The organism is Leisingera sp. MMG026 (assembly GCF_021654205.1).
In the GTDB taxonomy this organism is placed as follows: Bacteria; Pseudomonadota; Alphaproteobacteria; order Rhodobacterales; family Rhodobacteraceae; genus Leisingera.
Genome location: NZ_JAKFZM010000011.1, coordinates 37,258 through 63,634 on the forward strand (window position 1 = coordinate 37,258; position 26,377 = coordinate 63,634).

Consider the following 26,377-nt stretch of genomic DNA (forward strand, 5'->3'; position numbering starts at 1 on the left):
TAACACATGGCCTGTGCCGATTGCGGCCGGGTCGTTCAATCCGTGCTGCCGTCACGCCCCTCGGGCGCGGCGTCCCGGTCCTGGCATTTTGGCACATGTCCTGGTCAGCAAGTTCGAAGGGGACCGCCGATGTGGGGCGGCGCAAGCCCCGAAAGAACACCGGTCACTGCCCGCTGTACCGGCAGTCGCAAACCTATGCCCGCGACGGGGGCGATCTGGATCGCTCGACGCTGACCGATTGGGTTGGCCGCTCGACCGCGCTTCTAGGGCCGCTGGCCTCCTCTCATTGATTGCTGCGCAATCATCTGCCGTTCGGATGGCCGGACATATGGCGCGGCGGCTGGCGGGATATTTTACGACCGCAATGCCGACGGCGTCAGGTCTTTCCGGGGGTCGGCCACCCACCGCCAGTCCCCTGGATGGCTCCCCGGAAACCGGCCGCTCTAAATCTGGCACCGGCCGCATCAACGGCAATGACGAACACGTAAACCCTGACGATGAGCGCCCAAGGCGCGAAGGGGCAAAGCCCCCTTGCGTCACTTCGGCATCAACGCCCAGTAATCGAGATCCAGCAGCACGTCCGGCAGGTATTTGCCATCCTCGCCCTTCAGCTCAAACGGCGCGCCGCCCTTGGTCGCCACCAGCCGCAGCCGGATCGCACCAACGCCAGGCGCGCTTGTATCGGCCTTGTCCAGCACCTCGGACCAGGCCCGCACGGTCAGACCCGACAAGCACGGATTAGCGTGCGCGCCGCCGTTCAATCCCGCAATCATCTGCGCATTGGCCAGCCCGTTGAAGCTAAGCGCGCGCGCCATTGAAATCACATGGCCGCCATAGATCAGCCGGGTGCCGTCGGGCCGGGCAGTATTGTCGAAATGCACCTTGGCGGTGTTCTGCCACAGGCGGGTCGCCATCATGTGCTCGGCTTCCTCGATGGTGACGCCATCCACATGGTCGATGGTCTCGCCCACCGCGTAGTCGCCCCAGCGGTGCGGCTCGCCGGCCAGGGTGAAATCGTAGTTGCGGAAGTCCAGCCCGGCCGGGATCACCAGCTGGTCCGCCGGGATCACCTTGTTCAATTCCGGGATCACCGTTTCCGGCGCCGGAACGTCCGGATCACCTTTGCGCACCATCACCCAGCGCACATACTCCATCACGCAGTCATCGCGCTGGTTCAACCCGCGGGTGCGCACATAGACCACACCGGATTTGCCATTGGAGTTCTGCTTGAGACCAATCACTTCGGATTCTGAGCGCAAGGTGTCGCCGGGATAGACCGGCAGCAGCCAGCGCCCCTCGGCATAACCAAGGTTCGCCAGCGCATTCAGCGAAATGTCCGGCACCGTCTTGCCGAACACCACATGGAAGGCCGCCAGATCATCCAGCGGCGCCGAAGGCAGACCAGCGGCCCGGGCAAATTCATCCGAAGAATACAGCGCATGGCGCGCCGGATAAAGCGCATGATACAGCGCCCGCTCGCCGCCCGACACCGTGCGCGGCACCGCATGGCGGATCACCTCGCCAACGGTATAGTCTTCGAAAAAGCGTCCCGGATTGGTTTTGGCCGGGCTGGTCTTGGCCATCAGTGTTCTCCCAGTTTGGTCTCAGGGGTGTAGGTCCCGTCCGCCTCTTTCACCACGGCCTGGCCGCAGCGCATGATCCCCTTCACGGGATCAAAAGCCTGGGTCGGGCTGCCATGCAACTCCCAGCCCTTGTTCAGCGCTTGCGTGACCTTGTGGCAAAAGGCCGAGGTGTCGTCTTCGGACAAAAATCGGTAAAGTTTCATAGCATCCTACCCTGCAAAGCCCCTATCCCGGAAAGGGCGAAGGCCCGACCAGTGCGTGGACGTAGCCGATCACCCCCATCAGAACAATCGAAGCGGCAAAGAACATCCCGTCCTTGGCGATGGATCCCTTGGGGCCCGGCTGCCAGTCCGGTTCGGAACGGTTGATCACGATCACCTCAGCCACGGCCCAAGCCAGCAAACCGCCGAACAGGATGATCGACGCCAGGTCGCCATTGACCAGCAGGTGCGCTGCAGCCCAAAGCTTGAAGCCCGCCAGCATCGGGTGGCGCATGCCGTTCAGCAGCGCGCCTTTCTTTGGCGCCGGACTCATCATCCAGATGGCGATCAGCACAGCCAGGTTGTTGATATGCACCATGAAGGACGGCGGCGCCCAGATGTGGATGAACTCCATGCTGCGGTAGCCCAGCACCATCAGCACCACGCCGGCAACCAGCACCAGCGCAACCACACCGCGGCCGCCGTTGCCCATGGACGCGCGCGCCTCCGGTGCCAGCCGTTTGAACAGGTGGCCGCCCCACCACAACAGGATGCCAAGGATCAGTAACGCCATATCAGTCTCCAAATGCTGTCAGCCAGGGAAACAGCTAGGCCGAAAGCGCGGCGATTGCATCCGCTTTTGCCAGGATTTCACGCGCCGTAACCACATGCAGGTTCTCGACTATCCTGCCATCGACCACGGCAACACCCTGGCCTGCGGCTTGCGCCTCATCAAATGCGGCGATCTGGCGGCGGGCAGTCTCGGCCTCGCGCTCCGTCGGGGCAAAGGCGGCATTGGCCACCTCCACCTGCGCCGGATGGATCAGTGTCTTGCCGTCAAATCCCATGTCGCGGCCCTGCGCACATTCCCCGGCCAGCCCCTCAACATCCTTAAAAGCGTTATAGACCCCATCGACAATCACCAGCCCCTCGGCCTTGGCAGCCAGCAGGCACAGGCCCAGCCCCGCCATCATCGGCAGCCGGTCGGGGCGGAAACGGGTCTGCAATTCCTTGGCCAGATCATTGGTGCCCATCACCATGCCCTGCAGCTTGGGGTGCGCCGCGATGGCGGCGGCATTCAGCATGCCGCGCGGGGTTTCCATCATCGCCCACAGCGGAATGTCCCCGGTGATTTCCGCCAGCGCATCCAGATCCGCAGGCGTATTCACCTTGGGCAGCAGAATCGCGTCGCAGTCCATCTGTGCCGCCGCTTTCGCATCCTCACGCCCCCACGGCGTATCCAGCCCGTTGATCCGCACGATCTTCATCCGGGCGCCAAAGCCGCCCGTCTCCAGCGCCTGGGTCAAAGTAGCGCGGGCATTGGGTTTTTCGTCCACCGACACCGCGTCTTCCAGATCAAAGATCACAGCGTCCACCGGCAGGGTTCTGGCCTTCTCCAGTGCACGCGGCTTGGAGCCGGGAATGTACAAAACCGAACGGTACGGGCGCGTGCGCGGGTCCATCAAGGCTCTCCAAAGTTATTTTGTTGCGTAAAGCGGTACAGATTCGATTGTATACTTTCAAGTACAATTCCGCCGCAGCGCAGCGTAACCTTCTCCGCGGATGCAGCAAAACACTGATATATTTAGTGATTTTTAGGCGCCCGCAGGGTTAACCACTTATCAGCACCTGATTGCCAAACTGATAGATACCAAGGCACAGGACCCCTGCCGCCGTCCCAGGCCGCACCTGATGCCCGCAGGCATGGGGCCTGCATTTCGAATTGCGTTACACACCGGCCCGCACAGGGATACCGGGGGCTGCTGTCAGGCACCCGGCTCTGTCCGGCCGTTCCGGAAAGGGTAAAACAAGATGAAAATGTCAATATTCGCACTGCCGGCAGCCTTTGCCGCACTGACCCTGGCAGCTGCACCTGCCACCGCACAAAGCCGCAACTGCGCCCCGCGCGATACGGTGATCAAACGGCTGGCCGAAAAATACGGCGAAAGCCGACAAAGCATCGGCGTGGGCCAGAAGGGCATGGTGATGGAAACCTTTGCCTCCGGCAAGACCGGCAGCTGGACCATCACAGTCACGACCCCTAACGGCATGACCTGCCTGGTGGCATCGGGCCAGTCTTACGAAGTGCTCGCAGAAGCACTGCCGGACACCGACAGCGACGCCTGAACAGATATCCTGAGCAGGTATTGAGGCAGGTTTCCAGGCTGCGGTTACAGTGGCCGCAAACGACACGGCGGGCTGCTCCTGACACAGGTATCAGGTCAGCCCGTCCCAAATGAGCTTGGCTCCGGTCGCGGTCAGAAGCACATAAGTCAGCGCAAAGAACCCGCGCTCCGGAATGCTGTGGTGCAGCCTCACCCCCAGCCACGCCCCTAGCAGCGCAAAGGGCGCCAGGATCAGATCCAGAAGCAGCGTTTCACGTGTAAACAGGCCAAGCCCGGCATAGGGCACCGCCTTAGCAAGATTGATAACCCAGAAGATCAGAACCGTGCTGGCCTGATACTCGGTCTTCCGCAACTTCAGGCTGAGGAGGTAAACCGCAGCCGGCGGCCCGCCCGCATGGCTGACAAAACTGGTGAAGCCCACCGCCAGCCCGGCCAGCGCCCCTGCCCCGGATGAAAGCGGCGCTCCGGCGAACACGTTTATTCCAAAACGGCTGCGCAGCTGCCACAGCACGAATCCGACTGAAACGGCACCGATCAGCACCCGCATCGCTTCGTCATTCACTGCCGCATACAGCCAGGCCCCCAGCGCTACTCCGGGCAACCCCCCGGCAATCAGCAGCAACGAGGCGCGCAGGTTCCAGCGCCCCCAATATGGCTTCAGCGCTGCCAGATCGATCAGCATCAGCAACGGCAGCATCAGCGCCAATGCAGCGCCCGGCTCAATCACCAGCGCCAGAATCGCCGCGGATGCAAAGGCCGCGCCGGAACCGAAACCACCCTTGGACACGCCCGCAAAAACGACCGCGGGGATGGCAAAAACGAAAAACATAGCGTCAAATGCCGCCACTGCCCGCCTCCGAAAGCCCTGAATTACACGCCCTTTAGCGATATCAGCGCAGCATACATAAGTATACCGAACCCTTTGCCGCAGCGCGGAACCCTTGCACGGCGGGCCGTTACGCCGTAGGCATCAGGAAATTTCAACCGGACCGGAGACATTCCCAATGGCACGACCCAAAATCGCCCTCATCGGCGCAGGTCAGATCGGCGGCACCCTTGCACATCTCGCAGCCCTCAAGGAACTCGGCGACGTCGTGCTCTTTGACATCGCCGAAGGCACCCCCGAAGGCAAGGCGCTGGACATCGCACAATCCGGTCCTTCCGAAGGCTTCGACGCCAGCCTCAAAGGCACCCAGTCTTACGAGGACATCGCAGGCGCCGACGTCTGCATCGTCACCGCAGGCGTGCCGCGCAAGCCGGGCATGAGCCGCGACGACCTTCTGGGCATCAACCTGAAGGTGATGAAGTCGGTCGGCGAAGGTATCCGCGACCACGCGCCGGACGCATTTGTGATCTGCATCACCAACCCGCTGGACGCGATGGTCTGGGCACTGCAGCAGTTTTCGGGCCTGCCCGCGAACAAGGTCTGCGGCATGGCCGGCGTTTTGGACTCCGCCCGCTTCCGCCATTTCCTGGCCGAAGAGTTCAACGTCTCCATGAAAGACGTCACTGCATTTGTGCTGGGCGGCCATGGCGACACCATGGTGCCCTCCGTGCGCTATTCCACCGTGGCCGGCATCCCGCTGCCCGATCTGGTCAAGATGGGCTGGACCACCCAGGAACGCCTGGACGCCATCCTGCAGCGCACCCGTGACGGCGGCGCAGAAATCGTGGGACTGCTGAAAACCGGTTCTGCCTTCTATGCGCCGGCCACAAGCGCCATCGAAATGGCCGAAGCTTTCCTGAAAGACCAGAAGCGCGTGCTGCCCTGCGCGGCCTATTGCGACGGCGAGCTGGGCGTGAAGGGCATGTATGTGGGCGTGCCCACCGTGATCGGCGCCGGCGGCATCGAGAAAGTCGTGAACATCCAGCTGAACGAGGAAGAGCAAGTCATGTTCGATAACTCGGTCAATGCGGTAAAGGGCCTGGCCGAGGCCTGCAAAGGCATCGACGGCTCGCTGGCCTGAGCCTTTCAGCCTTGAACTAATCAGGGGGTCCGCTTCGGCGGGCCCTTTTCTTTTGCTCCGGTACGACCACACCGACGATTGACGCTTTTGATCCATGATACGGCGGTAGCGGTCCATAGCTGCCAGGTTCGAATCACCGCCGTTAAGCTTCCGATAATTTGTGATCACACCCCCAAAAACCGTGATCACAAAACTCGAAAATCTTCATCATTTCCCCGCACCCTGTCAAAAAAGCCTTTAACAGTTGGCTTTAAGACGGCCTATTGAAGCCAGACAATTGCAGCCAGACGGGACAGTTTCAGATGAACATCCACGAATATCAGGCCAAAGCCCTCCTTCGCAGCTACGGTGCTCCGGTGTCAGACGGCAAAGTGGTGCTGAAAGCCGAAGACGCCAAAACCGCCGCAGGTGAACTTGACGGCCCGCTCTGGGTAGTGAAGGCGCAGATCCACGCAGGCGGCCGCGGCAAGGGCTCTTTCAAGGAGGCCGACGCCGGTGAAAAGGGCGGCGTGCGCCTGACCAAGTCGGTTGAGGAAGCCGCCGAGGAAGCCAAGAAGATGCTGGGCCGCACCCTGGTCACCCATCAGACCGGCCCGGCGGGCAAGCAGGTGAACCGCATCTATATTGAGGCCGGCTCCGGCATCCAGACCGAACTGTACCTGGCGCTGCTGGTAGACCGCCAGACCTCGCGCATTTCCTTTGTCTGCTCCACCGAGGGCGGCATGGATATCGAAGAAGTGGCCGCCGCCACCCCGGAAAAGATCCTGTCCTTCTCCGTCGACCCGGCCACCGGCTACCAAGCCTACCACGGCCGCCGCATCGCCTTCTCGCTCGGTCTTGAAGGCGCGCAGGTCAAGCAATGCGTCAAGCTGATGGGCCAGCTCTACAAGGCCTTCGTCGAGAAAGACATGGAGATGCTCGAGATCAACCCGCTGATCGTGGCGGACGACGGCAGCCTCAAGGTGCTGGACGCCAAGGTCGGCTTTGACGGCAACGCGGTCTACCGCCACGCCGACGTGGCTGAGCTGCGCGACACCACCGAGGAAGACCCGAAAGAGCTGGAAGCCTCCAAATACGATCTGAACTACATCGCATTGGACGGTGAAATCGGCTGCATGGTGAACGGTGCCGGCCTGGCGATGGCCACCATGGACATCATCAAACTGTACGGTGCTGAACCTGCCAACTTTCTCGACGTGGGCGGTGGCGCCACCAAAGAGAAGGTGACCGAAGCGTTCAAGATCATCACCTCTGACCCGCAGGTCAAAGGCATCCTGGTCAACATCTTCGGCGGCATCATGCGCTGCGATGTCATCGCCGAAGGCGTGGTTGCCGCAGTGAAGGAAGTCGGCCTGAAGGTGCCGCTGGTGGTCCGCCTTGAGGGCACCAACGTCGAGAAGGGCAAGGAGATAATCAACACCTCCGGCCTTGACGTGATCGCCGCCGACAACCTGAAAGACGGCGCGGAGAAGATCGTGAAAGCGGTGAAGGGTTAAGGGCTGATTTATGCTTAGAACTGTTCTTCTCAGCCTTTCTTTCGCTTTGAGCGTCGTCACCGGCAGCGCTCAAGCGGAGGAAAAAGTACTGCCGTCACCTAGCGAACTGTCAGCGCTGACCAAGACCTGCCTCCATGTTCTTTCGGGAACCGTGGACACACAGGACTTAGGCCGGTTCGGTTACAAACTCACATCTGCGAACTCAAAAAAACTCCGGTATAAGCGCAGCAACAAATTAGTTTCTCTGACAATTCCATTTGCAACCAAACTCAAGTTCCGCCGGAATATGACTGGACACAAAGGCTACACTACCATTTGTGAACTTGAAGGTTTCGACGGTCTAGATGCGTCAAAGGCCGAAAAAATAATCGCGGCTGAAATGACGCGAGCAGGTTTCCATTTCAAACCGTCCCACACTAGAAAAGTTCTTGATCGCTGGGTTCGAGATAACGCCGAAATCCACGTTCAAATCAAGTATGACAGAGCGTCTGGAGAACTAAAGCAGTTCTCTATGGTTGCACTGTAGACGGCACTTTGCGTTTACAAGGAGATACCCAGTTGGCCGCTCTCACCGACGAAAACTCAATGTGCTTCAGTCAACAGGTTTGCGGAACATCTTGCGTTCTTGCCTTGCGTCAGGACCAATCCCAGTGAAAGCCGCCGTCTACCTCATAGGTTTGCGGCAGGCCACAGGCCGGGCGAATCTGATGCAGCGGGAACTGGATCAGGCCGGGCTCTCGGCTGTGCGCATCGATGCGGTGGACAGCACCCAGGTCAGCCGCGAGGAAATGCTCAAACAGTGCGCCCCTGAGGGCAACTGGGGCTATTTCCAGACCAAGGACATGGCCTGCACCCTCAGCCATGCCAAGGCCTGGGAGGCGTTCTTGAAATCAGACGCCGATGTGGCGCTGATCCTGGAGGATGACGTCTTCCTGTCGCCCGACACCGGCGCCTGGCTGAACGACCTGTCCTGGTGGCCGCAGGATGCCGGCATCGTCAAATTCGAACGCTGGCGGGCCAAAAAGCTGCAGGTGGCGCTTGGCAAGGGCGGCTTTACCCACATGGGCCGCGAGGTGCGCCAGATGCTGTCGCGCCACGCGGGTGGTGCAGCCTATGCGGTCTCCCGCCGCGCAGCGCAGCACCTTCTGGACAGCCGCCCGTTTGAGATCACCCTGGACAACCTGCTGTTCAACTTCGACGCCTCCAAACCTGCGCGCGCCGTCAAAGTCTATCAGGTCCAGCCGGCCTTGGCCGAACAGGGCAACGAGGCCCCCGGCGAACATGCCATCGGCCCGGCGCGCCACCGGCCCAAGGGCTGGCCGCTGATCCGCCAGAAACTCCGGCGCGGGATCTATGAATTCCGCGGCGGTTTCAGAGTATTTCCCAGTGTGGTCCTGGGGCGGGCCACCCTCGAAAAAATCCGCTTCGACGGCCGATCCTTGGCCACACCGCAGAACCAACAGACACATACCGCTTGAAGGAACCGACATCATGGCAGTCCTCATCGACGAAAACACCAAAGTTATCTGTCAGGGCTTCACCGGCTCGCAGGGTACTTTCCACTCTGAACAGGCCATCGCCTATGGCACCAAAATGGTCGGCGGCGTCACCCCCGGCAAAGGCGGCCAGACGCATCTGAACCTGCCGGTCTTCAATTCCGTGCATGAAGCCAAGCATGTGACCGAAGCCAATGCCTCGGTGATCTACGTGCCGCCGCCGTTTGCCGCGGATTCCATCCTCGAGGCGATCGACGCCGAAATGGAAGTCATCGTCTGCATCACCGAAGGCATTCCGGTGCTGGACATGATGCGGGTGAAGCGGGCGCTGGAGACCTCCAAGTCGCGCCTGATCGGCCCCAACTGTCCCGGTGTGATCACCCCGGACGCCTGCAAGATCGGTATCATGCCCGGCCATATCCACCGCCGCGGTTCGGTTGGTGTTGTGTCGCGCTCCGGCACCCTGACCTATGAGGCGGTGAAGCAGACCACCGACGTCGGGCTTGGACAGTCGACCTGTGTGGGCATCGGCGGCGACCCGATCAAAGGCACCGAGCATATCGATGTGCTGGAATGGTTCCTGGCGGATGACGAAACCGAAAGCATCATCATGATCGGCGAAATCGGCGGCTCCGCCGAGGAAGAAGCCGCGCAGTTCCTGGCCGATGAGGCCAAGAAGGGCCGCTCCAAGCCGGTTGCAGGCTTCATTGCCGGCCGCACCGCCCCTCCGGGCCGCCGCATGGGCCACGCGGGCGCAATTGTCGCCGGCGGCAAGGGCGGCGCCGAGGACAAGATCGAAGCAATGAAATCCGCAGGCATCGTGGTCGCCGAAAGCCCGGCCGGCCTGGGTGAAGCGGTGCTGAAAGCGATCGGCAAGTAAATGTATCCCGCAGCGCGTCATGGCAGTGTCCAGCGCCCGTCCCGGCGGGGAGGGTGCGAAGCGCCCGCCCCGTGGGGGGCGGGACGGGCGCTGCCCGGCGCGCTGCGCCGGGCAGGATTGTGCCTATTGGCCCTTCCTGGACTAAGTTCACCTGTTAAAGCTGAAGCGCTTCAATATCAGGACTTTGTCAACCTCGTTTCAGCCTGCGTTCTTGAAACCAGATATGACTTTGGCAATCTTGGAGCAGTTGCACGCCTCCAGAAAGAGCTTTCGCTTCGCCCACTTAATCAAGACGACGAAGCGGAGTTCGCTGCAGTATCGTTACATGCTGGATTGACTGGGCTGTTTCTTTCTCCTGAGAGCCTGTCTTCTGAAGCGCTGAAAAAGTTCTTCTCAGACGATGCTGCTTCGAAAAGCTGGCACCGTCGGGTTCACGAACAAAACAGTGCGGAACTAAACCGCACTGAGCAGCCTTCGTTGTTTCGTGAACACGCTATGTTGGACAATGAACAGCGTGAACGGTCCTTTTGGTGGTTCGATGGCGAGCAAAAGATGCCCGTCACATTTCACCTGTCAGGTTCTATCAGAAGTGCACTCCCTGTCTGCACGGCTGCAAACATCCCGCAGAACTGGGCAACCGCTCTATTGTCAGACCGACAACTGGCCTTTGGCGTGTCCAAAACCAAGAACTATGAGCAATTCACCGCCAAGATTGATACTTTGCCAAGCATTTTTACCTCTCTTCTCCATTCGGCAATCGGACATAAACCCGAACACGACATGCTGCGTGCTGAGATTAACCTGATGCAGTTTCCCGACTTCTTGCCCAAGGAAAGTAACTCCTCGCCTTGGGTGCTCACCGTCAAGACAATCCCGACCCTGTGAGGCTAAGATGACCGAACAAAGCCCAAACGACCTCTTCCGCGCCTCCTCTTTCATGCAGGGGCACAATGCGGAGTATCTGGAGCAGCTTTATGCCCAATACGCCAATGACCCCAACGCGGTGGATGCCGCCTGGGCCGAGTTCTTCCGCCAGATGGGCGATGCAGAACTGGACGTAAAGGCTGAGGCTGCAGGCCCGTCCTGGGCGCGCAACGACTGGCCGCCGGCGCTGGATGATGACCTCACCGGCGCGCTGACCGGCGAATGGCCGGCCCCGGCTGAGACCAAGGGCGCAGGCAAGAAGATCAGGGAAAAGGCCTCCGCCAAGGGCGTCGAGGTCACCGACGATCAGGTGCAGCGCGCGGTGCTGGACTCGATCCGGGCGTTGATGCTGATCCGTGCCTACCGGATCCGAGGCCATCTGGCAGCGGACCTGGATCCGCTGGGCATGCGTGCCGCCTCCGCCCACCCGGAGCTGGACCCCAAGACCTACGGCTTTACTGACGGCGACATGGACCGGCCGATCTTCATCGACAATGTACTGGGGCTGCAGGTTGCCACCATGCGGCAAATTGTCGACATCGTGAAGCGCACCTACTGCGGCACCTTTGCGCTGCAGTACATGCACATCTCCGACCCCGAGCAATCCGCCTGGCTGAAAGAGCGGATCGAGGGCTACAACAAGGAAATCACCTTTACCCGCGAAGGCCGTAAGGCGATCCTCAACAAGATGGTCGAGGCCGAAGGGTTCGAGAAATTCCTGCACGTCAAATACACCGGCACCAAGCGGTTCGGCCTGGACGGCGGCGAGAGCCTCATTCCGGCGATGGAACAGATCATCAAACGCGGCGGTGCGCTGGGGGTGTGCGACATCGTGATCGGCATGCCGCACCGCGGCCGTCTGTCGGTTCTGGCCAATGTGATGCAGAAACCTTACCGCGCCATCTTCAACGAATTCCAGGGCGGCAGCTTTAAGCCCGAAGACGTGGATGGCTCCGGCGATGTGAAATACCACCTTGGCGCCTCGTCCGACCGCGCGTTCGATGGCAACAATGTGCATCTCAGCCTGACCGCCAACCCCTCGCACCTTGAGGCGGTGAACCCGGTGGTGATCGGCAAGGTCCGTGCCAAGCAGGACCAGCTGGGTGACAAGGACCGCAGCAAGGTGCTGCCGATCCTGCTGCATGGCGACGCGGCTTTTGCCGGCCAGGGAGTTGTGGCGGAGTGCTTTGCGCTGTCGGGCCTGCGCGGCCACAAGGCCGGCGGCACCATGCATATCGTGGTGAACAACCAGATCGGTTTCACCACTGCGCCGCATTTTTCACGGTCCTCCCCCTATCCCACCGACAATGCGCTGGTGGTTGAGGCGCCGATTTTCCACGTCAACGGCGACGACCCGGAAGCCGTGGTCCATGCCGCCCGCGTTGCCACCGAATTCCGCCAGAAGTTCCACAAGGATGTGGTGCTCGATATCTTCTGCTACCGCCGGTTCGGTCACAACGAAGGCGACGAGCCGATGTTCACCAACCCGTTGATGTACAAGAAAATCAAGGGCCACAAAACCACGCTGACGCTCTACACCGACCGGCTGGTCAAGGATGGCCTGATCCCCGAAGGCGAGATCGAGGACATGAAGGCCGCCTTCCAGGCGCATCTGAACGAAGAGTTTGAGACCGGCAAGAACTACAAGCCCAACAAGGCTGATTGGCTGGACGGGCGCTGGTCGCATCTGGACAAGAAAGACGCCGATTACCAGCGCGGCCGCACCGCGATCGCTCCGGAAACCCTGTCAGAGATCGGCGCCTCGCTCAGCCGGGTGCCCGACGGCTTCCCGATGCACCGCACCGTGGGCCGTTTCCTGGATGCCCGCGGCAAGATGTTTGAAACCGGCCAGGGCTTTGACTGGGCGACGGGCGAGGCGCTGGCATTCGGCTCGCTGCTGCTGGAGGGCTACCCGGTGCGCCTGGCGGGCCAGGACGCCACCCGCGGCACCTTCTCGCAGCGCCATTCCGGCATCGTCAACCAGGAGACCGAGGAGCGTTACTATCCGCTCAACAACATCCGCGCGGGCCAGTCGCAATACGACGTGATCGACTCGGCCCTGTCGGAATATGCGGTGCTTGGCTTTGAATACGGCTACTCATTGGCGGAACCCAACGCGCTGACCCTGTGGGAAGCCCAGTTCGGCGATTTTGCCAACGGCGCGCAGATCATGTTCGACCAGTTCATTTCCTCGGGCGAGAGCAAATGGCTGCGGATGTCGGGCCTCGTGTGCCTGCTGCCGCACGGGTTCGAGGGCCAGGGCCCTGAGCATTCCTCCGCCCGGCTTGAACGCTTCCTGCAGATGTGCGGCCAGGACAACTGGATTGTGGCCAACTGCACCACGCCTGCAAACTATTTCCACATCCTGCGCCGCCAGCTGCACCGCACCTTCCGCAAGCCGCTGATCATGATGACCCCGAAATCCCTGCTGCGCCACAAGCTGGCGGTCAGCAAGGCAGAAGAGTTCACCACCGGTTCCAGCTTCCACCGGGTGCTATGGGATGATGCCCAGCACGGCAACTCCGACACCCGGCTGGTGGCGGATGACAAGATCAAGCGCGTCGTCATGTGCTCGGGCAAAGTTTATTACGACCTGCTCGAAGAACGCGATGCCCGTGGCATCGACGATGTTTATCTGATGCGGGTCGAGCAGTTCTATCCGTTCCCGGCCATTTCCATGGTGAAGGAGCTGGAACGCTTCAAACAGGCGGAAATGGTCTGGTGCCAGGAAGAGCCCAAGAACCAGGGCGCCTGGAGCTTCATTGAACCCAACATCGAATGGGTGCTGACCCGCATCAAGGCCAAGCACACACGGCCGGTCTATACCGGCCGCGCCACCTCGGCCTCGCCCGCAACCGGTCTGGCCAGCCAGCACAAAGCACAACAAGCAGCCCTCGTGAACGAAGCGCTGAGCATCTGAGGATAAAGAGACATGACAACCGAAGTCCGCGTACCCACCCTGGGCGAATCCGTGACCGAGGCCACCGTGGCCACCTGGTTCAAGAAACCCGGCGACACCGTCAATGCCGATGAAATGCTCTGCGAGCTGGAGACCGACAAGGTGACGGTCGAAGTGCCCTCGCCTGCCGCAGGCACCCTGGGCGAGATCGTCGCCGGTGAAGGCCAGACTGTCGGCGTCGACGCTCTGCTGGCCACCCTGTCCGAGGCCAATGGTGCTGCCGCTGCCCCTGCCGCTGCAGCACCGGCTCCTGCTGCTGCGCCCTCCGGCGGCGATAGCGCACCGGTGCCGGTCATGGTTCCCGCGCTTGGCGAGTCAGTTTCCGAGGCCACCGTTTCGTCCTGGTTCAAAAAGGTGGGCGACACCGTCACGCAGGACGAAATGCTGTGCGAACTGGAAACCGACAAAGTGTCGGTAGAGGTCCCCGCCCCGGCTGCCGGCGTGTTGACCGAGATCATCGCCGCAGAGGGTGCCACCGTCCAGGCTGCCGCACAGCTGGGCGTGATCGCTGGCGGCGCAACCGGGTCTTCCGCGGCCCCTTCCGCACCTGCCGCCGCCCAGAACCCGGCTGCCGCCACCGCGTCGGCGTCCAAGGATATTGCCAACGCCCCCTCGGCGGAAAAGGCGATGGCCGAGGCAGGCCTCAATGCGTCGCAAGTCAGCGGCAGCGGCCGTGACGGGCGCATCATGAAGGAAGATGTTGCTGCCGCCGTGGCCGCCGCCAAGACCGCACCGCCTGCCGCTCCGGCAGCCCCGGCACCGGCTCAGGTGCGCGGCCCGGTCACCGCAGATGATGCCGCGCGCGAAGAGCGGGTAAAGATGACCCGCCTGCGTCAGACCATCGCCAAGCGCCTGAAGGACAGCCAGAACACCGCTGCCATGCTGACCACCTACAACGAGGTCGACATGACCGAGGTGATGGCCCTGCGCAATGAGTACAAGGACCTGTTCCTGAAGAAGCACGGCGTGAAACTGGGCTTCATGTCCTTCTTCACCAAGGCCTGCTGCCACGCGCTGAAGGAAGTGCCAGAGGTGAACGCCGAGATCGACGGCACCGACATCGTCTATAAAAACTTCGTGCACATGGGTGTTGCCGCTGGCACTCCGACCGGCCTGGTTGTGCCGGTGATCCGGGATGCCGACGCGATGTCCTTTGCTGCAATCGAGAAAGCGATTGCCGAAAAAGGCGCCCGCGCCCGCGACGGCAAACTTTCGATGGCCGAGATGCAGGGCGGCACCTTTACCATCTCCAACGGCGGCGTCTACGGCTCGCTGATGTCGTCGCCGATCCTGAACCCGCCGCAGTCCGGAATCTTAGGCATGCACAAGATCCAGGACCGCCCGATGGCGATCAACGGCCAGGTGGAAATCCGCCCGATGATGTATCTGGCGCTGAGCTATGACCACCGCATCGTCGACGGCAAAGGCGCCGTGACCTTCCTGGTCCGCGTCAAGGAAGCGCTGGAAGACCCGCGCCGTCTGCTTATGGATCTGTAAAGAAGACAAATTGCGCCCCGGACATATTCCCGGGGCACTTATCGCGATAGGAGATATTCGTTGTTCGCGACAAAATACGAGCAAACCATTGAAGGGCTGGAGCTAGATTCCTCCCCGGTGCTGTTGCCACAAGACATTGAACGCCAGGATCTTGTGAACCGCATGTACCTCAGCGACGAGACTTCGATTTCGGAAAATGAAGCAAGACATTATATTCTGATGCGCTTGCTCATTTGGCTTGTTTTTTTTGCCGGGACTGCGGCCTGCGCTTTTGGCCTGCTAAGCGCTTCCCGTCTGCTAGAAACCGCTGTTTTGGCCGTCGTGTTCATAGGGGGCATGGCGATTACCGAAAACTCCCCTGTAGTGAAGAAAATGTCATGGTCTTGGGACCATCACATCCAGATCAAACTGCTAGGTGCGGCGGCAAGTCTTCTGGCACTGGCGCATCTGGAGCCTGAGCTACGGAAATTTGTAGGCACGTTTATTCCTTGGCTAGCGGTTGCGATCGTCGCCGTCAGCGGTGACGGTTTGTTCCGCGCTTACCGGAAACTCACCGTTTTCCGGAAGGGCTACGCGGTGGCAGCTTTTCTAAAGGGCAAGTCGCAAGCCGAACGACAAAAGGTCTTAGAAACTCTCGCGTCGCCTGCAGTGTCTTCCGTGCTGTGGCGAAACAAAGGGAAACTTAAGTGATTTTGGAAGCCCGCATTTCACATTTGCCGCAGCCCGATCAGAGGATGAGAAAGCAGTAATGGCTTCCGTCCCATGACCCTCCCGCTCTGGGGCCTTGTCTGCCTCTCGATCCTCACCCTGATCCACGTGAGCTGCGACAGCTTCCTGCTGAAGCTCTCGGCGGGCAACGCCTGGACCGCAGGCCCGCGCGACACCGCTGTCAGCCGCAGCGCACTGGCAGGGCGGGCGCGGCGCGCCTTCACCAATTTTCTGGAAACCGCCCCGGTCTTCATCAGCCTGGTGCTGGTCGCGGAACTGGCGAGCCTGCACAGCGCGCTGATCACCACCGGGATTTACACCTATCTTGGGGGCCGCGCCCTCTATTTGCCTGCCTACCTCAGCGGCGTGCCTTATCTGCGCACCGCCATCTGGCTCATCGCCACCAGCGGCCTTGCTGCGATGCTCGCGGGGGTGCTCCTCGCATGACCATTCATCTTTCCAAAAATACTCAAATTGGCTCCGCCCAAGCCAAGCCCAGCGCCGCAATTCTGCGGAAACTGCGGCAGCACCCGCCTTTCTTGAGTGGCATCAAAGCGCTCCCTTGCCAAAGCAGTGCACTCTGCCTGCAGAACGGATAAAGGAGTAACCCCAATGGCAACCCATGTTCTCTGGCAGGCCGATGTGGCCGATTTCACCGCTTGGCTGACCGTGTTCCGGCAGGACAAGGCCAACCGCCAGGCCGCAGGCATCACCGACATGAACGTATGGAGCGATCCGGACCGCACAAACCACGCCGTGGCGCTGTTCGCGATCACCGATCCGGAGAAGGCCCGTGCTTTTTTCGGATCGGAAGAGCTCGCTATGCACCTAGAACGCGACGGGGTCACCAATATCTCGATCAAGATGTTGACCCCCGTCTGATCCTAAGACCACTATCCCCTAATGCGTGTTCCGCCAAACGGAACCGGGGAGAACAGAGGAAAACCAACCCATGTCCCAATATGACGTCATCGTAATCGGCGCCGGCCCCGGCGGCTATGTCTGCGCCATCCGCTGCGCCCAGCTGGGACTGAAGACAGCTGTGGTCGAGGCCCGCGAAACCCTCGGCGGCACCTGCCTGAACGTGGGCTGCATTCCGTCCAAGGCGCTGCTGCACTCGACCCACCTGCTGCATGAGGCAGAGCACAATTTTGCCCATATGGGCCTCAAGGGCAAATCGCCGTCGGTCGATTGGGACCAGATGAAGACCTACAAGGATGAGGTCATCACCCAGAACACCGGCGGCATCGAGTTCCTGTTCAAGAAGAACAAGATCGATTGGATCAAGGGCTGGGCCTCAATCCCCGCGGCGGGCAAGGTGCAGGTCGGCGACGACGTGCATGAGGCAAAGAACATCGTGATCGCCTCCGGCTCGGTCCCCGCCTCCATTCCGGGCGTCGAGATCGACGAGAAGATCGTGGTCTCCTCCACAGGCGCGCTGGAGCTGCCGAAGATCCCCAAGAAACTGGCCGTCATTGGCGCAGGTGTGATCGGGCTGGAGTTGGGCTCGGTCTATGCCCGTCTGGGATCTGAGGTGACCGTGGTGGAGTACATGGATGCGGTCTGTCCGGGGATGGACAAGGACGTGCAGCGCAGCTTCAAGCGGATCCTGGAAAAGCAGGGGCTGAATATCATCCTGGGCGCTGCGGTGCAGGGGGTGGAGACCACCAAGACCAAGGCCAAGGTCAAATACCAGCCCAAGAAAGGCGGCGATGAGGTGACCCTGGACGCCGATGTGGTGCTGGTTGCCACCGGGCGCAAGCCCTACAGCGAAGGCTTGGGGCTGGACGCGCTGGGTGTCAAAATGACCGAACGCGGCCAGATCGCCACGGACGATCACTGGCGCACCAATGTGCCCGGCGTCTATGCCATCGGCGACGTGATCGAAGGCCCGATGCTGGCGCACAAGGCCGAGGATGAGGGCATGGCAGTGGCTAGTGTTATTGCAGGCAAACATGGCCATGTGAATTACGGCGTCATTCCGGGTGTCGTCTACACCACGCCGGAAGTGGCCACCGTGGGCGCCACCGAGGACGCGCTGAAGGCCGAGGGCAAGAAGGTCAAGACCGGTAAATTCATGTTCATGGGCAATGCGCGGGCCAAGGCCGTCGGCCAGGCCGAGGGCGGCTTTGTCAAGATCATCGCCGACAAGGAAACCGACCGCATCCTGGGGGCTGCGATCATCGGTCCGGCCGCGGGCGACATGATCCATGAGCTGTGTGTGGCGATGGAATTCGGCGCCTCCGCCGAAGATGTGGCGCTGACCTGTCACGCGCATCCGACTTATTCCGAGGCGGTGCGCGAGGCTGCCCTGGCCTGCGGCGACGGGCCGATTCACAGCTAAACCTGGCGAGTCACCGAACATAACAAGGCGCAGCTCACCGCAGCTGCCCTTTTTCGATTGGCACGGCTGGCGATCCGCTCTTTACTGAGCCTCGATTTCACCCCGCAGGAGACACCGCTATGGCCGTTTCTTTACAAGTCATCTACCCAGTCAGTGACGGAAAAACATTCGACTATGCCTATTACGCTGACACCCACATGAAGGTCGTGGACCAGCACATCGGGCCGCATCTGCAGTCAATTGTGGTGACCAGGGGGCTGGCGGGCGGACCGGATGTCCCGCCGCCGTTTTTTGCTATCGCCACGATGACCTTTGCCGATCAGGCGGCCATGGATACCGCGATGCAGGCAGCAGGGCCGGCTCTCGACGACATTCCGAACTTTACGGACGTCCAGCCGCAGGTTCTGATAGGCGAAGTCCTGCGCTGATGCAGCCCGCCCGGCACCCGCCGGGCAAAAAATTCTTCAAAGAATTTTGCCAAGAAAATTCGAATTTTCTTGGCCCCGGCGGGCGTCCCGCTCCGGCTGGTCAGGCCCGTTGCTCAGCCGTGCCCGGGTCAAACCCGGCTTCCCGCATCAGATCATCCGACCGGCTTTCTACCCGCATTTCCAGCTGCGCCATAAATTCGTCGCGGCTGCTCCCCGGTTGCATCGGTTCCAGGAACTCCACCACTGCAAGGCCAGGCTTGCGGTAAATACCCTTGCGCGGCCAGAATACGCCGACATTGGTGGCGGCCGGCACGCAGGGCTGGCTCAGCCCCTCATAAAGCACTGCAGTACCTATCTTGTAAGGCTTGCGGGCACCGGGGGCCACGCGGGTGCCTTGGGAATAGATGATCAGCTGGCCCGGCTCGCGGCTTTGCGCGGCGACATCCTTGACCATCTTGGCAATGGCCGACCCGCGCCGACCGCGGTTGACTGGCACACAGCCCAGACGCTTGGCATAAACACCGATCACCGGGGTCCACATCAATTCGCGCTTCATGATGAAGCGGGCCGAGGGTACAGCGTTGAAGATGATCAGGATATCCAGGAAACTTTGATGCTTGGCGGCGACAATCACTTCCCCAGAGGGCACCTGGCCACGGACTTCGGTCTGAATGCCAACCATCCAGCGCGCGGTCCACAGGACCCAGCGCGCATAAGACTTACAGGCCGTGCGCGCACCCTTGGGGGATACTGCGGCCCAAGGAGCAAACAACAGCCCCAGCACCAGCATTGCCAGATACATCTGCAGCAGAAAGACCGCTGAACGCAGCCATTGAACCGGGTTTTTCACGACAGTGCTCCCAAACGTTTGGTGGCGGCACGGGTGGTGGCGGCAAAAGCCACCAGCGCGCCAAGTACCGGGATCACCAGCGGTACCAGCCAGCCCCAGCCCTGAAAGCCGAGACCGGTCAGGAAGCCGCCTTCATCCGAGGCTTCCGGCATCAGCCAGACGCCAATCATGCCAAGGGCCACCCCCGCTGCAGCGCCGCTTAAGGCGCGCAGAGTAAAGCGGCGTATAAAAGCCTGGGCGATATAGCTGTCCAGCGCCCCGACCAGCCGCAGAACCTCGATCACTTGCGCATTGGCGGCAAGGGCCGCATTGGCGGCAAGGGTGATCATTGCCGCCGTTGCGCTGCCGATCAGCAGGATCGACACCCAAGCCAGCCTGCGCAGCGACCGGGCGGCATCGACCAGCGGCGCGCGCCAGCGGGTATGGTCATCCAGAACCGCGCCCGGCACTTCGGCCTGCAGCCGCAGGCGCAGCCCGGCAGCGTCATATCCGGGATCCTCGCTTGTGACTTCGATCAGCTGCGGCAGCGGCAGGCTGCCAACCGGCAGGCTGGAGCCGAACCAGGGCGCCAGCAGCGCCGCCTGCTCCTCTCCCGACAGCGCGCGGGCGGTAGCCACACCCGGTGTCTGGCGCAGGATTTCCAGCGCCGCCTCGGTCTGTGCCGCGCGCTGCTCTGCCGGCGCGTTGATGCGCAGGGTTGCAGCCCGCGCCAGCTCTGAGGCCCATTGGTCTGCCAGCCGCCCGGAGGCCATCGACAGCGCCAGCGCAAAGACAGCAAGAAAGGCCATCGCGGCGGAAACAAAAAGCGTCAGATGGGCGGTAAAGCCGCTTGGCGGCACCACCCGGTTGGCCTGGGTATCGCCCAGGATCAGCTTGCGCAGTTTGCCCTCGGTCATAGGTCCGCCCCCGCCAGCTGCAATTGCCGGTTGGAGATCCGCAGCACCCGGGCCTGCACCTGGTTCTTGGCCGCCCGGATCAGCGACAGATCATGGGTTGCCACCAGAATGGTCTTGCCCATCCGGTTCAGCTCGACCAGCAGCTGCAGCAGCCGCTGCGACATTTCCCAGTCCACGTTACCCGTCGGTTCATCCGCGATAATCACATCCGGCGACAGGATGACTGACCGGGCCAGCGCCGCCCGCTGCCGCTCACCGCCCGACAATTCCGGCGGCAGCGCATGGGCACGTTCGGACAGGCCGACCCAATTCAGCAGCTCGCGCAGGTTGGGTTCCTCATGCGTCAGCTCCCGCCCGGAGACCAGCAGCGGCAGGGCGATATTCTCAATCACCGGCAAATGGTCCAGGAACCGGCAATCCTGGTGCACGACCCCGACGCGGCGGCGCAGATGGGCCATCTGATCGCGGTCCAGCCCCTTTACATCCATATTGAAGGCGCGCACCCGGCCCGAGGTCGGCATCAGCGCGCCATAACACAGTTTCAAGAGCGTCGTCTTGCCTGCGCCGGACGGGCCGGTCAGGAAATGAAAAGAACCTGGCGCCAGCTGCACTGACACCGCATCCAGCAGCTCGCCGCCGCCGTAATTATAGCCCACGTTCTCCAGCTCGATCACCGCTGCCCCCCGATTGCGCCGCAAAAATGGCGCTCCGGTGTTTTGCCCCAAGGGATCAGCAGTTTCAATGGGGCTCTGTTGCCAGGAAACCCCCGCCGCCGCCGCGCCGGGGCGGCAACGGCAATTGACTCTTTCACCGGACCGCCGGCCTGCATATAATCCCTTGAAAAACAACCTGCCGCCTGCTGGCCGGCAGGATGGTGCCGAGGAGAGCATGATGCGCCTGACCTGCCCGAATTGTGCAGCCCAGTACGAAGTTCCCGAGGACGTGATCCCCGACGAAGGCCGGGATGTGCAGTGTTCCAATTGCGGCCAGACCTGGTTTCAGGCGGCAGCGGGGGCTGTTGCAGCACGCACCGCTGGGCAAGACGCGCCGGACACGGGCGCAAACGGCGAAGCACTTTCGCAAGCAGCAGAAGAACACCCTGAGCCGGACATGCCCGGGGACGTCCCAGGTGAATCCCCGGACCAATCCGCAGGTGAAATCCCGGACGCCGCCCCTGCACCTGTTCCGGAGCCGCAGGATCCGGCGGAGCCCGCAGCCGGCGCACCGGAGACCCGCGCAGAGGATGATCCGGACGGCCAGCCGGGTGCGGATGAAACGGAGGCCGCGGACGAGGAGCCCGCGGCGCCGCCAGCGCCGCAGCGGACCCGTGCTCTGGATCCTGCCTTGTCCGATATCCTGCGCGAGGAGGCCGAGCGCGAAGCCTCGCTGCGGGCGGCAGAGGGCCACAGCCTGGAAACGCAACCTGATCTGGGCCTCGAAGAAGCCACAACCCCGGAAGACGAGGCCGCCCGCCGCAGCCGCCAGGCCCGCGACCGGATGGCCCGTATCCGCGGTGAAGACCCGCGCCAGCTGGCCGCAGCTGAAACCGGCTCGCGCAAGGAATTGCTGCCGGATATCGAAGAAATCAATTCAACTTTGCGCTCTGCAGGCAGTGCGGCCCCTGCACCGCAGGCCGCCTCGGAAGAACCGCCGGTGCGGCGCAAAAGCAGCTTTGCCCGCGGGTTTTCACTGTCGGTGATTGCCGCATTGATGCTGGTCATGGTCTATGACAACGCGCCGCTGATCTCGGAAAAACTGCCGCAAGCGGATCCGGCACTCAGCAGTTATGTCGGCTGGGTGGATCAGATGCGGCTGTGGCTGGATGGCCAGGTCAGATCCCTAACCAGCACCCAGTAACGCCGCCCCAGTAACGCCGTCCGGTCAGCATTCTTTTCCTGGCGTTTAAGACATCCGGTTGCCGCTGGCGGCCGGGTTTCAGAACCTGTCCAGCAGCCGTTGCAGGTAATTGCGCTCCCGCTCGCTGCGCTCACGCTCTCCTGCCCGGCGGCGGATGTCCTCCAGCAGGTTCCAGGCGCGGCGATAGGCATTGCCCTCTCCCACCTTGCCGCCATCGTCCACCGATCCATTGCTGCGTCCCAGCGGGTCCAGCCGCTCGCCCTCAGCCGTAGCCGAAGGCTGCCCCTGGCCGTTGCGCTGGCCGTCTTCGCGCTGTGCCAGTGCTTCGCCTAGGTTGCGCATGCCTTCGCGCAGCGCTTCCATCGCCTCGGACTGCTGGTCAATCGCTTCGGCCATATCACCGCCGCGCAGCGCGTCCTCGGCACCCTCCATCGCCCGGCCCGCCCGGTCCAGGGCTTCGCGGGCGGCGTCGCCGGCCTCACCGTCCAGATAGGGCAATCCCTCCTGCTGGCGCTGCAATTGCCGGCGCAGGGCCTGCTGGCGGTCAGCAAGCGAGCCGGCCGCGCCCGGCTGCTCGCGGCCATCAGGGCCGGAACCTTCGGGATTGCGGCTGTCGGCGCCGTCGCTGCCCTGCCCGTCCTGGCCGCTGTCACCGCCCTGCCCGCCCTGATGGCTCTGGCCGCGGCCCAGACCGCCATCGCGGCCTTCGTTGCCCTGGCTCTCGCCGCTGCGGGCGCCGGGGTTGAACTGTTCCTGCAGGTCGCGGAAGGCCTGATCGGAAAGCCCCTGCTGCTCCCGCAGGGTTTCGCCAAGCCCCTCCATCGCCTGGCGGCCCTCGTCGCCCTGGCCCTGCCCCTGCTGCGCGCGGGTCATCCGCATGTTTTCCATCATTTCCTGAAACTCGCGCAGCGCCTGCTCGGCTTCGGCCATGCGGCCCTGCTCCATCAGCTCCTGGATGCGGTCCATCATCGCTTGCAGGTCATCCTGACTGAGGGTCATCATGTCCTCGGGCATCTCGCCCGGCTCCATCACCTCGCCGTTCGCCTCTGCCTGCCGGCTCAGCTGGCGCATATAGTCCTGGGTCGCCTCGCGCAGCTCTTGCATCAATTGGGCGATCTCCTGATCGCTGGCACCATCGCGCATGGCCTGGCTCAGCCGTTCCTGCGCCCGCTGCATCCGTTCCAGCGCATCGCCCACGTCGCCCTCTTCCAGCTGGATTGCAAGATCCCACAGCGCCGCGGTAATTTCCGCCTGTTGCGGCTCGGGAATGCTGCCCTGCACGGTATAACTTTCAAGCCGCCGCAGGATGGTGCGCAGCCGCAGGTAACCGCCATAGTCGCGGAACAGGTCTTCGGGGCGGTGCGACAGGGTGCGCAGGATTTGCGCCACCCGCGGCGCATTTGCGCGCGACCACAGCAGATCCCGGCGCTGCTCGATCACCGCAGCCGCCAGCGGATCAAAAAAACGGCGGGTGACAAGCTCGGTGCCAAAGCCCGCCGCTGCGGCCGATTGCCCGGCCTCATCAACCGCCGAAAAGGTAAAGACCACCGGCAGGTTGGCCCAAGCGTGCCGGGCGAAATCCTCGATCAGTTTTTCGGTGAATTCCTTGCGCGAGCCTGACAACGGCAGCGGCAGATCCAGCACCAGCGCCTCGCGCGGGTCGGGTTCTGCGGCCAGGCCGTGTCGCCGCTCCACCGCAGCCAGATCCAGTGCAATCCGGACCTGACCCGCGGCGACGCCATAGTCATCGCGAGCCGCAAAGGCCAGCGTTGTGTAGCCGTCGTTTTCCAGCTCCGGCTGGCCCGCAACCGCGACTTTGGGCGGATGATCCGGGATCACCTCCACCTGCCAGCTGCGTCCGCCGGAGCCATCAATTGAAACTGAGCCGCTGCGGATGACGTCGAATTCGATCGCACCGTCCAAGTCCGGCGGCTGTTCTGTGCTTTGGCCTGTGACGCTCTGCGTCAGGTTTAGCGCCCCCGCCTCGCCATAGAACCGCAGGGTGACGCGGCTGCCTTCCGGCAGTTTCAAGATGCCTCCGGCTTGATCGTTCAAATACAGAACCGGCAGGCGGGTATAGGCGGGCGGCTCTGCCCAGCCTTCCCAGGCCGGTCCGCTGAGGACGGTTGCGCCGTCCGCTCCCAGCTCCTTGATCGACACTGCTTGCCAGATCGAGCCGAACAGCAGCGCCACCGCCAGAAACAGCCCCGCAATGTACCGCAACGCGTAAGGGTCCGCTGCGGCAACGTTCAGATCCGGTGCAGGCGCCCGTGCCTGTGCCGCGGCCTCAGCCATCCGGCGCTGATGCGCGTTCCACAAGGCGATCGAGGCGGCATCCTCTGCCCCGGCAGCCTGGGTGTCCAGCATCGCTGCAACCGGCCGCCCCGGCAGGGTTTCGTCCAGACGCGCCAAAGCCTCGCCCCGGGCTGGCCAGCTGAACCTCCAGGCGCCCCAGCCCGCGGCAGCTGCGGCACTCACAACAATAACAATTGAACCAGCCCAAACCGCTGTTTCCGGCAGCAGCAAATGCAAGCCCAGCATCAGCGCCGCCAGCCCCGTCATCAGCACCGAGGCCAGCGGCCAGAAGGCCCGCATCGCACGTTCGGCCACAAGTGAGGCCTGCGTCAGCAGCATAGGCCAGCGCAGGCGTTTCAGGACCGGATCGGCCTGCCGGTCATCTCGGCGGAACAAGGACATACGGGCCTCACGTTCTGATGGCCCGCGCCGGATCGCGTCAGAGCCACTCCGGAATGGTATCGCGGTTTATCATCTCTTCATAGTCCGGCCGCCGGCGAATAACCGCAAATTGATCCCCATGCACAAGCACTTCGGGGATCAGCGGGCGCGAATTGTACTCGCTCGCCATCACCGCGCCGTAAGCACCGGCACTGCGGAAAGAAACCAGATCGCCCGCCGCCAGGGGCGGCAGATCGCGCTGCTTGGCAAAGGTATCGCCGGTTTCGCAAACAGGCCCGACAATGTCATATGGCCGGCTCTCGACACCTGGCGCAGCCTCCTGCACCGGCACGATATCGTGATGCGCCTCATACATCGCCGGGCGGATCAGGTCGTTCATCGCAGCATCCAGGATCAGGAAATCACGGCCTTCGCCCGATTTCACATAGATCACCTTGGACACCAGCTGGCCCGCGTTGCCGGCAATCAGCCGCCCTGGCTCAATCTCGATTTCGCAGCCCAGATGGCCCAGCGTCTCCTTGACCATCTTGCCGTATTCCACCGGCAGCGGCGGCGCGAAATTGGAGCGCTCATAGGGAATGCCAAGACCGCCGCCCAGATCCAGACGGCGGATATCGTGGCCTTCGCTGCGCAGGATCTCCGTTAGCTCCGCCACCTTTTGATAGGCAAGCCGGAACGGTTCCAGATCGGTCAGCTGCGAACCGATGTGAACGTCAATCCCGACCACATCCAACCCTGGCAAGGCGGCGGCGCGGGCATAGACGTCCCGCGCCCGGGCAATCGGGATGCCGAATTTATTCTCGGATTTGCCGGTGGCGATTTTGGCATGGGTCTTGGCGTCCACATCCGGGTTGACCCGGATGGTGATGGGGGCAACAAGGCCCAGCTCCAGCGCCACGGCACTGATCACTTCCATTTCCGGCTCGGATTCGACGTTGAACTGGCGGATGCCGCCGGTCAGGGCCACCCGGATTTCCTCTGCCGTCTTGCCGACGCCGGAAAAAACAATCCTGTCCCCCGGAACCCCTGCGGCCTTGGCCCGCAGGTATTCGCCCTGGCTGACCACATCCATGCCCGCCCCGGCCCCGGCCAAAGTTTTAAGGATCGCCTGATTGCTGGCGGCCTTCATCGCATAGCAGACCAAGTGCTCAGTGCCCTCCAGCGCCTCGTCAAACAGGCGGAAGTGGCGCAGCAGAGTTGCGGTGGAATAGACATAGAACGGAGTGCCCACCGCCGCGGCGATCTCGGAGATGGGAACGTCTTCGGCGAAAAGCGCGCCGTCGCGGTAGAGAAAATGATCCATGGCCCCGCGTTTAGGGCAAAAGGGGCAGACGGATCAAATGATTCCGCTCCGCGCGCCCCGGCAGACACAAAGCGGCCCTCCCGCCCGCCGCAGACGCATCAAAGATGCGCCCGCGCCCGTTGGGCCTGGCGCCGCGCTGGCGCGTGGCGGGCTGCGTCATAACCTG

25 protein-coding genes and 1 pseudogene are annotated in these 26,377 nt (G+C 62.3%); 16 read left to right on the plus strand and 10 right to left on the minus strand.

Features of this window, described 5'->3' with window-relative positions; genetic code table 11:
- Window positions 1-164: 164 nt before the first annotated feature.
- A pseudogene (locus L1069_RS07835) lies at window positions 165-275 on the plus strand (transposase); the annotation flags it as partial.
- A gap of 261 nt (window positions 276-536) precedes the next feature.
- Here L1069_RS07835 and L1069_RS07840 read toward each other — a convergent pair.
- The 4 genes from L1069_RS07840 to L1069_RS07855 are packed head-to-tail and all read right to left on the minus strand — an operon-like array spanning window position 537 to window position 3,246.
- Window positions 537-1,583: a MaoC family dehydratase gene (locus tag L1069_RS07840; protein WP_237455285.1), complete on the minus strand. Its 1,047-nt coding sequence runs from the start codon at window positions 1,581-1,583 to the stop codon at window positions 537-539.
- Window positions 1,583-1,786 carry a DUF1737 domain-containing protein gene (locus tag L1069_RS07845; protein ID WP_129369882.1) on the minus strand — a complete coding sequence of 68 codons (204 nt, stop codon included), beginning with the start codon at window positions 1,784-1,786 and terminating at the stop codon, window positions 1,583-1,585. The genes L1069_RS07840 and L1069_RS07845 overlap by 1 nt, the downstream gene beginning before the upstream one ends.
- A gap of 22 nt (window positions 1,787-1,808) precedes the next feature.
- The gene (locus L1069_RS07850) at window positions 1,809-2,357 is read right to left on the minus strand and encodes an NnrU family protein (RefSeq protein ID WP_129369881.1); all 549 of its coding nucleotides are present in this window, start codon (window positions 2,355-2,357) and stop codon (window positions 1,809-1,811) included.
- Window positions 2,358-2,391: 34 nt separating this feature from the next.
- Window positions 2,392-3,246 carry a CoA ester lyase gene (locus L1069_RS07855; protein WP_237455286.1) on the minus strand — a complete coding sequence of 285 codons (855 nt, stop codon included), beginning with the start codon at window positions 3,244-3,246 and terminating at the stop codon, window positions 2,392-2,394.
- 349 nt (window positions 3,247-3,595) lie between these two features.
- Here L1069_RS07855 and L1069_RS07860 point away from each other — a divergent pair, with 349 nt between their 5' ends.
- Window positions 3,596-3,910, plus strand: a complete 315-nt coding sequence (locus L1069_RS07860) for a hypothetical protein (RefSeq protein WP_129369879.1) — start codon at window positions 3,596-3,598, stop codon at window positions 3,908-3,910.
- A gap of 90 nt (window positions 3,911-4,000) precedes the next feature.
- Here the strand turns inward: L1069_RS07860 and L1069_RS07865 are convergent, their stop codons facing one another.
- Window positions 4,001-4,756 carry a TSUP family transporter gene (locus L1069_RS07865; protein WP_237455287.1) on the minus strand — a complete coding sequence of 252 codons (756 nt, stop codon included), beginning with the start codon at window positions 4,754-4,756 and terminating at the stop codon, window positions 4,001-4,003.
- A gap of 157 nt (window positions 4,757-4,913) precedes the next feature.
- On the opposite strand from L1069_RS07865, the gene mdh reads away from it, so the two are divergent.
- The 13 genes from mdh to L1069_RS07930 all read left to right on the plus strand — a co-directional run bounded on the left by mdh (window position 4,914) and on the right by L1069_RS07930 (window position 18,608).
- Window positions 4,914-5,876: a malate dehydrogenase gene (gene mdh / locus L1069_RS07870; protein WP_237455288.1), complete on the plus strand. Its 963-nt coding sequence runs from the start codon at window positions 4,914-4,916 to the stop codon at window positions 5,874-5,876.
- A 302-nt stretch (window positions 5,877-6,178) separates the two neighbouring features.
- The gene (gene sucC / locus L1069_RS07875) at window positions 6,179-7,372 is read left to right on the plus strand and encodes an ADP-forming succinate--CoA ligase subunit beta (protein WP_129369876.1); all 1,194 of its coding nucleotides are present in this window, start codon (window positions 6,179-6,181) and stop codon (window positions 7,370-7,372) included.
- A 10-nt stretch (window positions 7,373-7,382) separates the two neighbouring features.
- The gene (locus L1069_RS07880) at window positions 7,383-7,898 is read left to right on the plus strand and encodes a hypothetical protein (protein ID WP_237455289.1); all 516 of its coding nucleotides are present in this window, start codon (window positions 7,383-7,385) and stop codon (window positions 7,896-7,898) included.
- Between the two features lie 124 nt (window positions 7,899-8,022).
- Window positions 8,023-8,850, plus strand: a complete 828-nt coding sequence (locus L1069_RS07885) for a glycosyltransferase family 25 protein (protein ID WP_343328049.1) — start codon at window positions 8,023-8,025, stop codon at window positions 8,848-8,850.
- Between the two features lie 13 nt (window positions 8,851-8,863).
- Window positions 8,864-9,748, plus strand: a complete 885-nt coding sequence (gene sucD / locus L1069_RS07890; RefSeq protein WP_134830609.1) for a succinate--CoA ligase subunit alpha — start codon at window positions 8,864-8,866, stop codon at window positions 9,746-9,748.
- Window positions 9,749-9,874: 126 nt separating this feature from the next.
- On the plus strand, window positions 9,875-10,633 hold the full coding sequence (locus L1069_RS07895) for a hypothetical protein (protein WP_237455291.1): 759 nt from the start codon (window positions 9,875-9,877) through the stop codon (window positions 10,631-10,633).
- Between the two features lie 7 nt (window positions 10,634-10,640).
- A complete protein-coding gene (locus tag L1069_RS07900) occupies window positions 10,641-13,592 on the plus strand; it encodes a 2-oxoglutarate dehydrogenase E1 component (RefSeq protein ID WP_134830610.1) in 2,952 nt (983 codons plus the stop codon).
- A 12-nt stretch (window positions 13,593-13,604) separates the two neighbouring features.
- Complete coding sequence (gene odhB, locus L1069_RS07905) at window positions 13,605-15,128, plus strand: 2-oxoglutarate dehydrogenase complex dihydrolipoyllysine-residue succinyltransferase (RefSeq protein ID WP_237455292.1); 1,524 nt, start codon at window positions 13,605-13,607, stop codon at window positions 15,126-15,128.
- Between the two features lie 60 nt (window positions 15,129-15,188).
- On the plus strand, window positions 15,189-15,818 hold the full coding sequence (locus L1069_RS07910) for a hypothetical protein (RefSeq protein WP_237455293.1): 630 nt from the start codon (window positions 15,189-15,191) through the stop codon (window positions 15,816-15,818).
- Between the two features lie 72 nt (window positions 15,819-15,890).
- Entirely contained in the window at window positions 15,891-16,283 is a 393-nt protein-coding gene (locus tag L1069_RS07915) for an MAPEG family protein (RefSeq protein ID WP_237455294.1), read from the plus strand.
- A gap of 165 nt (window positions 16,284-16,448) precedes the next feature.
- Window positions 16,449-16,718 (plus strand): hypothetical protein, encoded by a 270-nt coding sequence (locus tag L1069_RS07920; RefSeq protein ID WP_129369867.1) that lies wholly within the window; start codon window positions 16,449-16,451, stop codon window positions 16,716-16,718.
- Window positions 16,719-16,788: 70 nt separating this feature from the next.
- Window positions 16,789-18,180 carry a dihydrolipoyl dehydrogenase gene (gene lpdA / locus L1069_RS07925; protein ID WP_237455295.1) on the plus strand — a complete coding sequence of 464 codons (1,392 nt, stop codon included), beginning with the start codon at window positions 16,789-16,791 and terminating at the stop codon, window positions 18,178-18,180.
- 119 nt (window positions 18,181-18,299) lie between these two features.
- On the plus strand, window positions 18,300-18,608 hold the full coding sequence (locus L1069_RS07930; protein ID WP_134830615.1) for an EthD family reductase: 309 nt from the start codon (window positions 18,300-18,302) through the stop codon (window positions 18,606-18,608).
- Between the two features lie 100 nt (window positions 18,609-18,708).
- Here L1069_RS07930 and L1069_RS07935 read toward each other — a convergent pair whose 3' ends face one another.
- From L1069_RS07935 to L1069_RS07945, 3 genes are read right to left on the minus strand one after another with little or no spacing between them, the layout of a single operon-like run.
- Window positions 18,709-19,458, minus strand: a complete 750-nt coding sequence (locus tag L1069_RS07935) for a lysophospholipid acyltransferase family protein (RefSeq protein WP_134830616.1) — start codon at window positions 19,456-19,458, stop codon at window positions 18,709-18,711.
- Window positions 19,455-20,354, minus strand: coding sequence for a cell division protein FtsX (locus tag L1069_RS07940; protein WP_129369863.1), 900 nt, complete (start codon window positions 20,352-20,354; stop codon window positions 19,455-19,457). The genes L1069_RS07935 and L1069_RS07940 overlap by 4 nt, the downstream gene beginning before the upstream one ends.
- On the minus strand, window positions 20,351-21,028 hold the full coding sequence (locus L1069_RS07945) for an ATP-binding cassette domain-containing protein (protein ID WP_129372837.1): 678 nt from the start codon (window positions 21,026-21,028) through the stop codon (window positions 20,351-20,353). The genes L1069_RS07940 and L1069_RS07945 overlap by 4 nt, the downstream gene beginning before the upstream one ends.
- 217 nt (window positions 21,029-21,245) lie before the next feature.
- On the opposite strand from L1069_RS07945, the gene L1069_RS07950 reads away from it, so the two are divergent.
- On the plus strand, window positions 21,246-22,211 hold the full coding sequence (locus tag L1069_RS07950) for a zinc-ribbon domain-containing protein (protein WP_237455296.1): 966 nt from the start codon (window positions 21,246-21,248) through the stop codon (window positions 22,209-22,211).
- A gap of 78 nt (window positions 22,212-22,289) precedes the next feature.
- Here the strand turns inward: L1069_RS07950 and L1069_RS07955 are convergent, their stop codons facing one another.
- Window positions 22,290-24,908: a TIGR02302 family protein gene (locus L1069_RS07955; protein WP_237455297.1), complete on the minus strand. Its 2,619-nt coding sequence runs from the start codon at window positions 24,906-24,908 to the stop codon at window positions 22,290-22,292.
- Between the two features lie 37 nt (window positions 24,909-24,945).
- A complete protein-coding gene (lysA, locus tag L1069_RS07960) occupies window positions 24,946-26,211 on the minus strand; it encodes a diaminopimelate decarboxylase (protein ID WP_237455298.1) in 1,266 nt (421 codons plus the stop codon).
- Between the last annotated feature and the right edge of the window lie 166 nt (window positions 26,212-26,377).

What these genes read in the sequence shown, in the direction of transcription:
- L1069_RS07840 (WP_237455285.1), bottom strand. Translation starts at nt 1,583, where the DNA reads ATGGCCAAGACCAGCCCGGCCAAAACCAATCCGGGACGCTTTTTCGAA.
- L1069_RS07845 (WP_129369882.1), bottom strand. Translation starts at nt 1,786, where the DNA reads ATGAAACTTTACCGATTTTTGTCCGAAGACGACACCTCGGCCTTTTGC.
- L1069_RS07850 (WP_129369881.1), bottom strand. Translation starts at nt 2,357, where the DNA reads ATGGCGTTACTGATCCTTGGCATCCTGTTGTGGTGGGGCGGCCACCTG.
- L1069_RS07855 (WP_237455286.1), bottom strand. Translation starts at nt 3,246, where the DNA reads ATGGACCCGCGCACGCGCCCGTACCGTTCGGTTTTGTACATTCCCGGC.
- L1069_RS07860 (WP_129369879.1), top strand. Translation starts at nt 3,596, where the DNA reads ATGAAAATGTCAATATTCGCACTGCCGGCAGCCTTTGCCGCACTGACC.
- mdh (WP_237455288.1), top strand. Translation starts at nt 4,914, where the DNA reads ATGGCACGACCCAAAATCGCCCTCATCGGCGCAGGTCAGATCGGCGGC.
- sucC (WP_129369876.1), top strand. Translation starts at nt 6,179, where the DNA reads ATGAACATCCACGAATATCAGGCCAAAGCCCTCCTTCGCAGCTACGGT.
- L1069_RS07880 (WP_237455289.1), top strand. Translation starts at nt 7,383, where the DNA reads ATGCTTAGAACTGTTCTTCTCAGCCTTTCTTTCGCTTTGAGCGTCGTC.
- sucD (WP_134830609.1), top strand. Translation starts at nt 8,864, where the DNA reads ATGGCAGTCCTCATCGACGAAAACACCAAAGTTATCTGTCAGGGCTTC.
- L1069_RS07900 (WP_134830610.1), top strand. Translation starts at nt 10,641, where the DNA reads ATGACCGAACAAAGCCCAAACGACCTCTTCCGCGCCTCCTCTTTCATG.
- odhB (WP_237455292.1), top strand. Translation starts at nt 13,605, where the DNA reads ATGACAACCGAAGTCCGCGTACCCACCCTGGGCGAATCCGTGACCGAG.
- L1069_RS07915 (WP_237455294.1), top strand. Translation starts at nt 15,891, where the DNA reads ATGACCCTCCCGCTCTGGGGCCTTGTCTGCCTCTCGATCCTCACCCTG.
- L1069_RS07920 (WP_129369867.1), top strand. Translation starts at nt 16,449, where the DNA reads ATGGCAACCCATGTTCTCTGGCAGGCCGATGTGGCCGATTTCACCGCT.
- lpdA (WP_237455295.1), top strand. Translation starts at nt 16,789, where the DNA reads ATGTCCCAATATGACGTCATCGTAATCGGCGCCGGCCCCGGCGGCTAT.
- L1069_RS07930 (WP_134830615.1), top strand. Translation starts at nt 18,300, where the DNA reads ATGGCCGTTTCTTTACAAGTCATCTACCCAGTCAGTGACGGAAAAACA.
- L1069_RS07940 (WP_129369863.1), bottom strand. Translation starts at nt 20,354, where the DNA reads ATGACCGAGGGCAAACTGCGCAAGCTGATCCTGGGCGATACCCAGGCC.
- L1069_RS07950 (WP_237455296.1), top strand. Translation starts at nt 21,246, where the DNA reads ATGCGCCTGACCTGCCCGAATTGTGCAGCCCAGTACGAAGTTCCCGAG.
- L1069_RS07955 (WP_237455297.1), bottom strand. Translation starts at nt 24,908, where the DNA reads ATGTCCTTGTTCCGCCGAGATGACCGGCAGGCCGATCCGGTCCTGAAA.
- lysA (WP_237455298.1), bottom strand. Translation starts at nt 26,211, where the DNA reads ATGGATCATTTTCTCTACCGCGACGGCGCGCTTTTCGCCGAAGACGTT.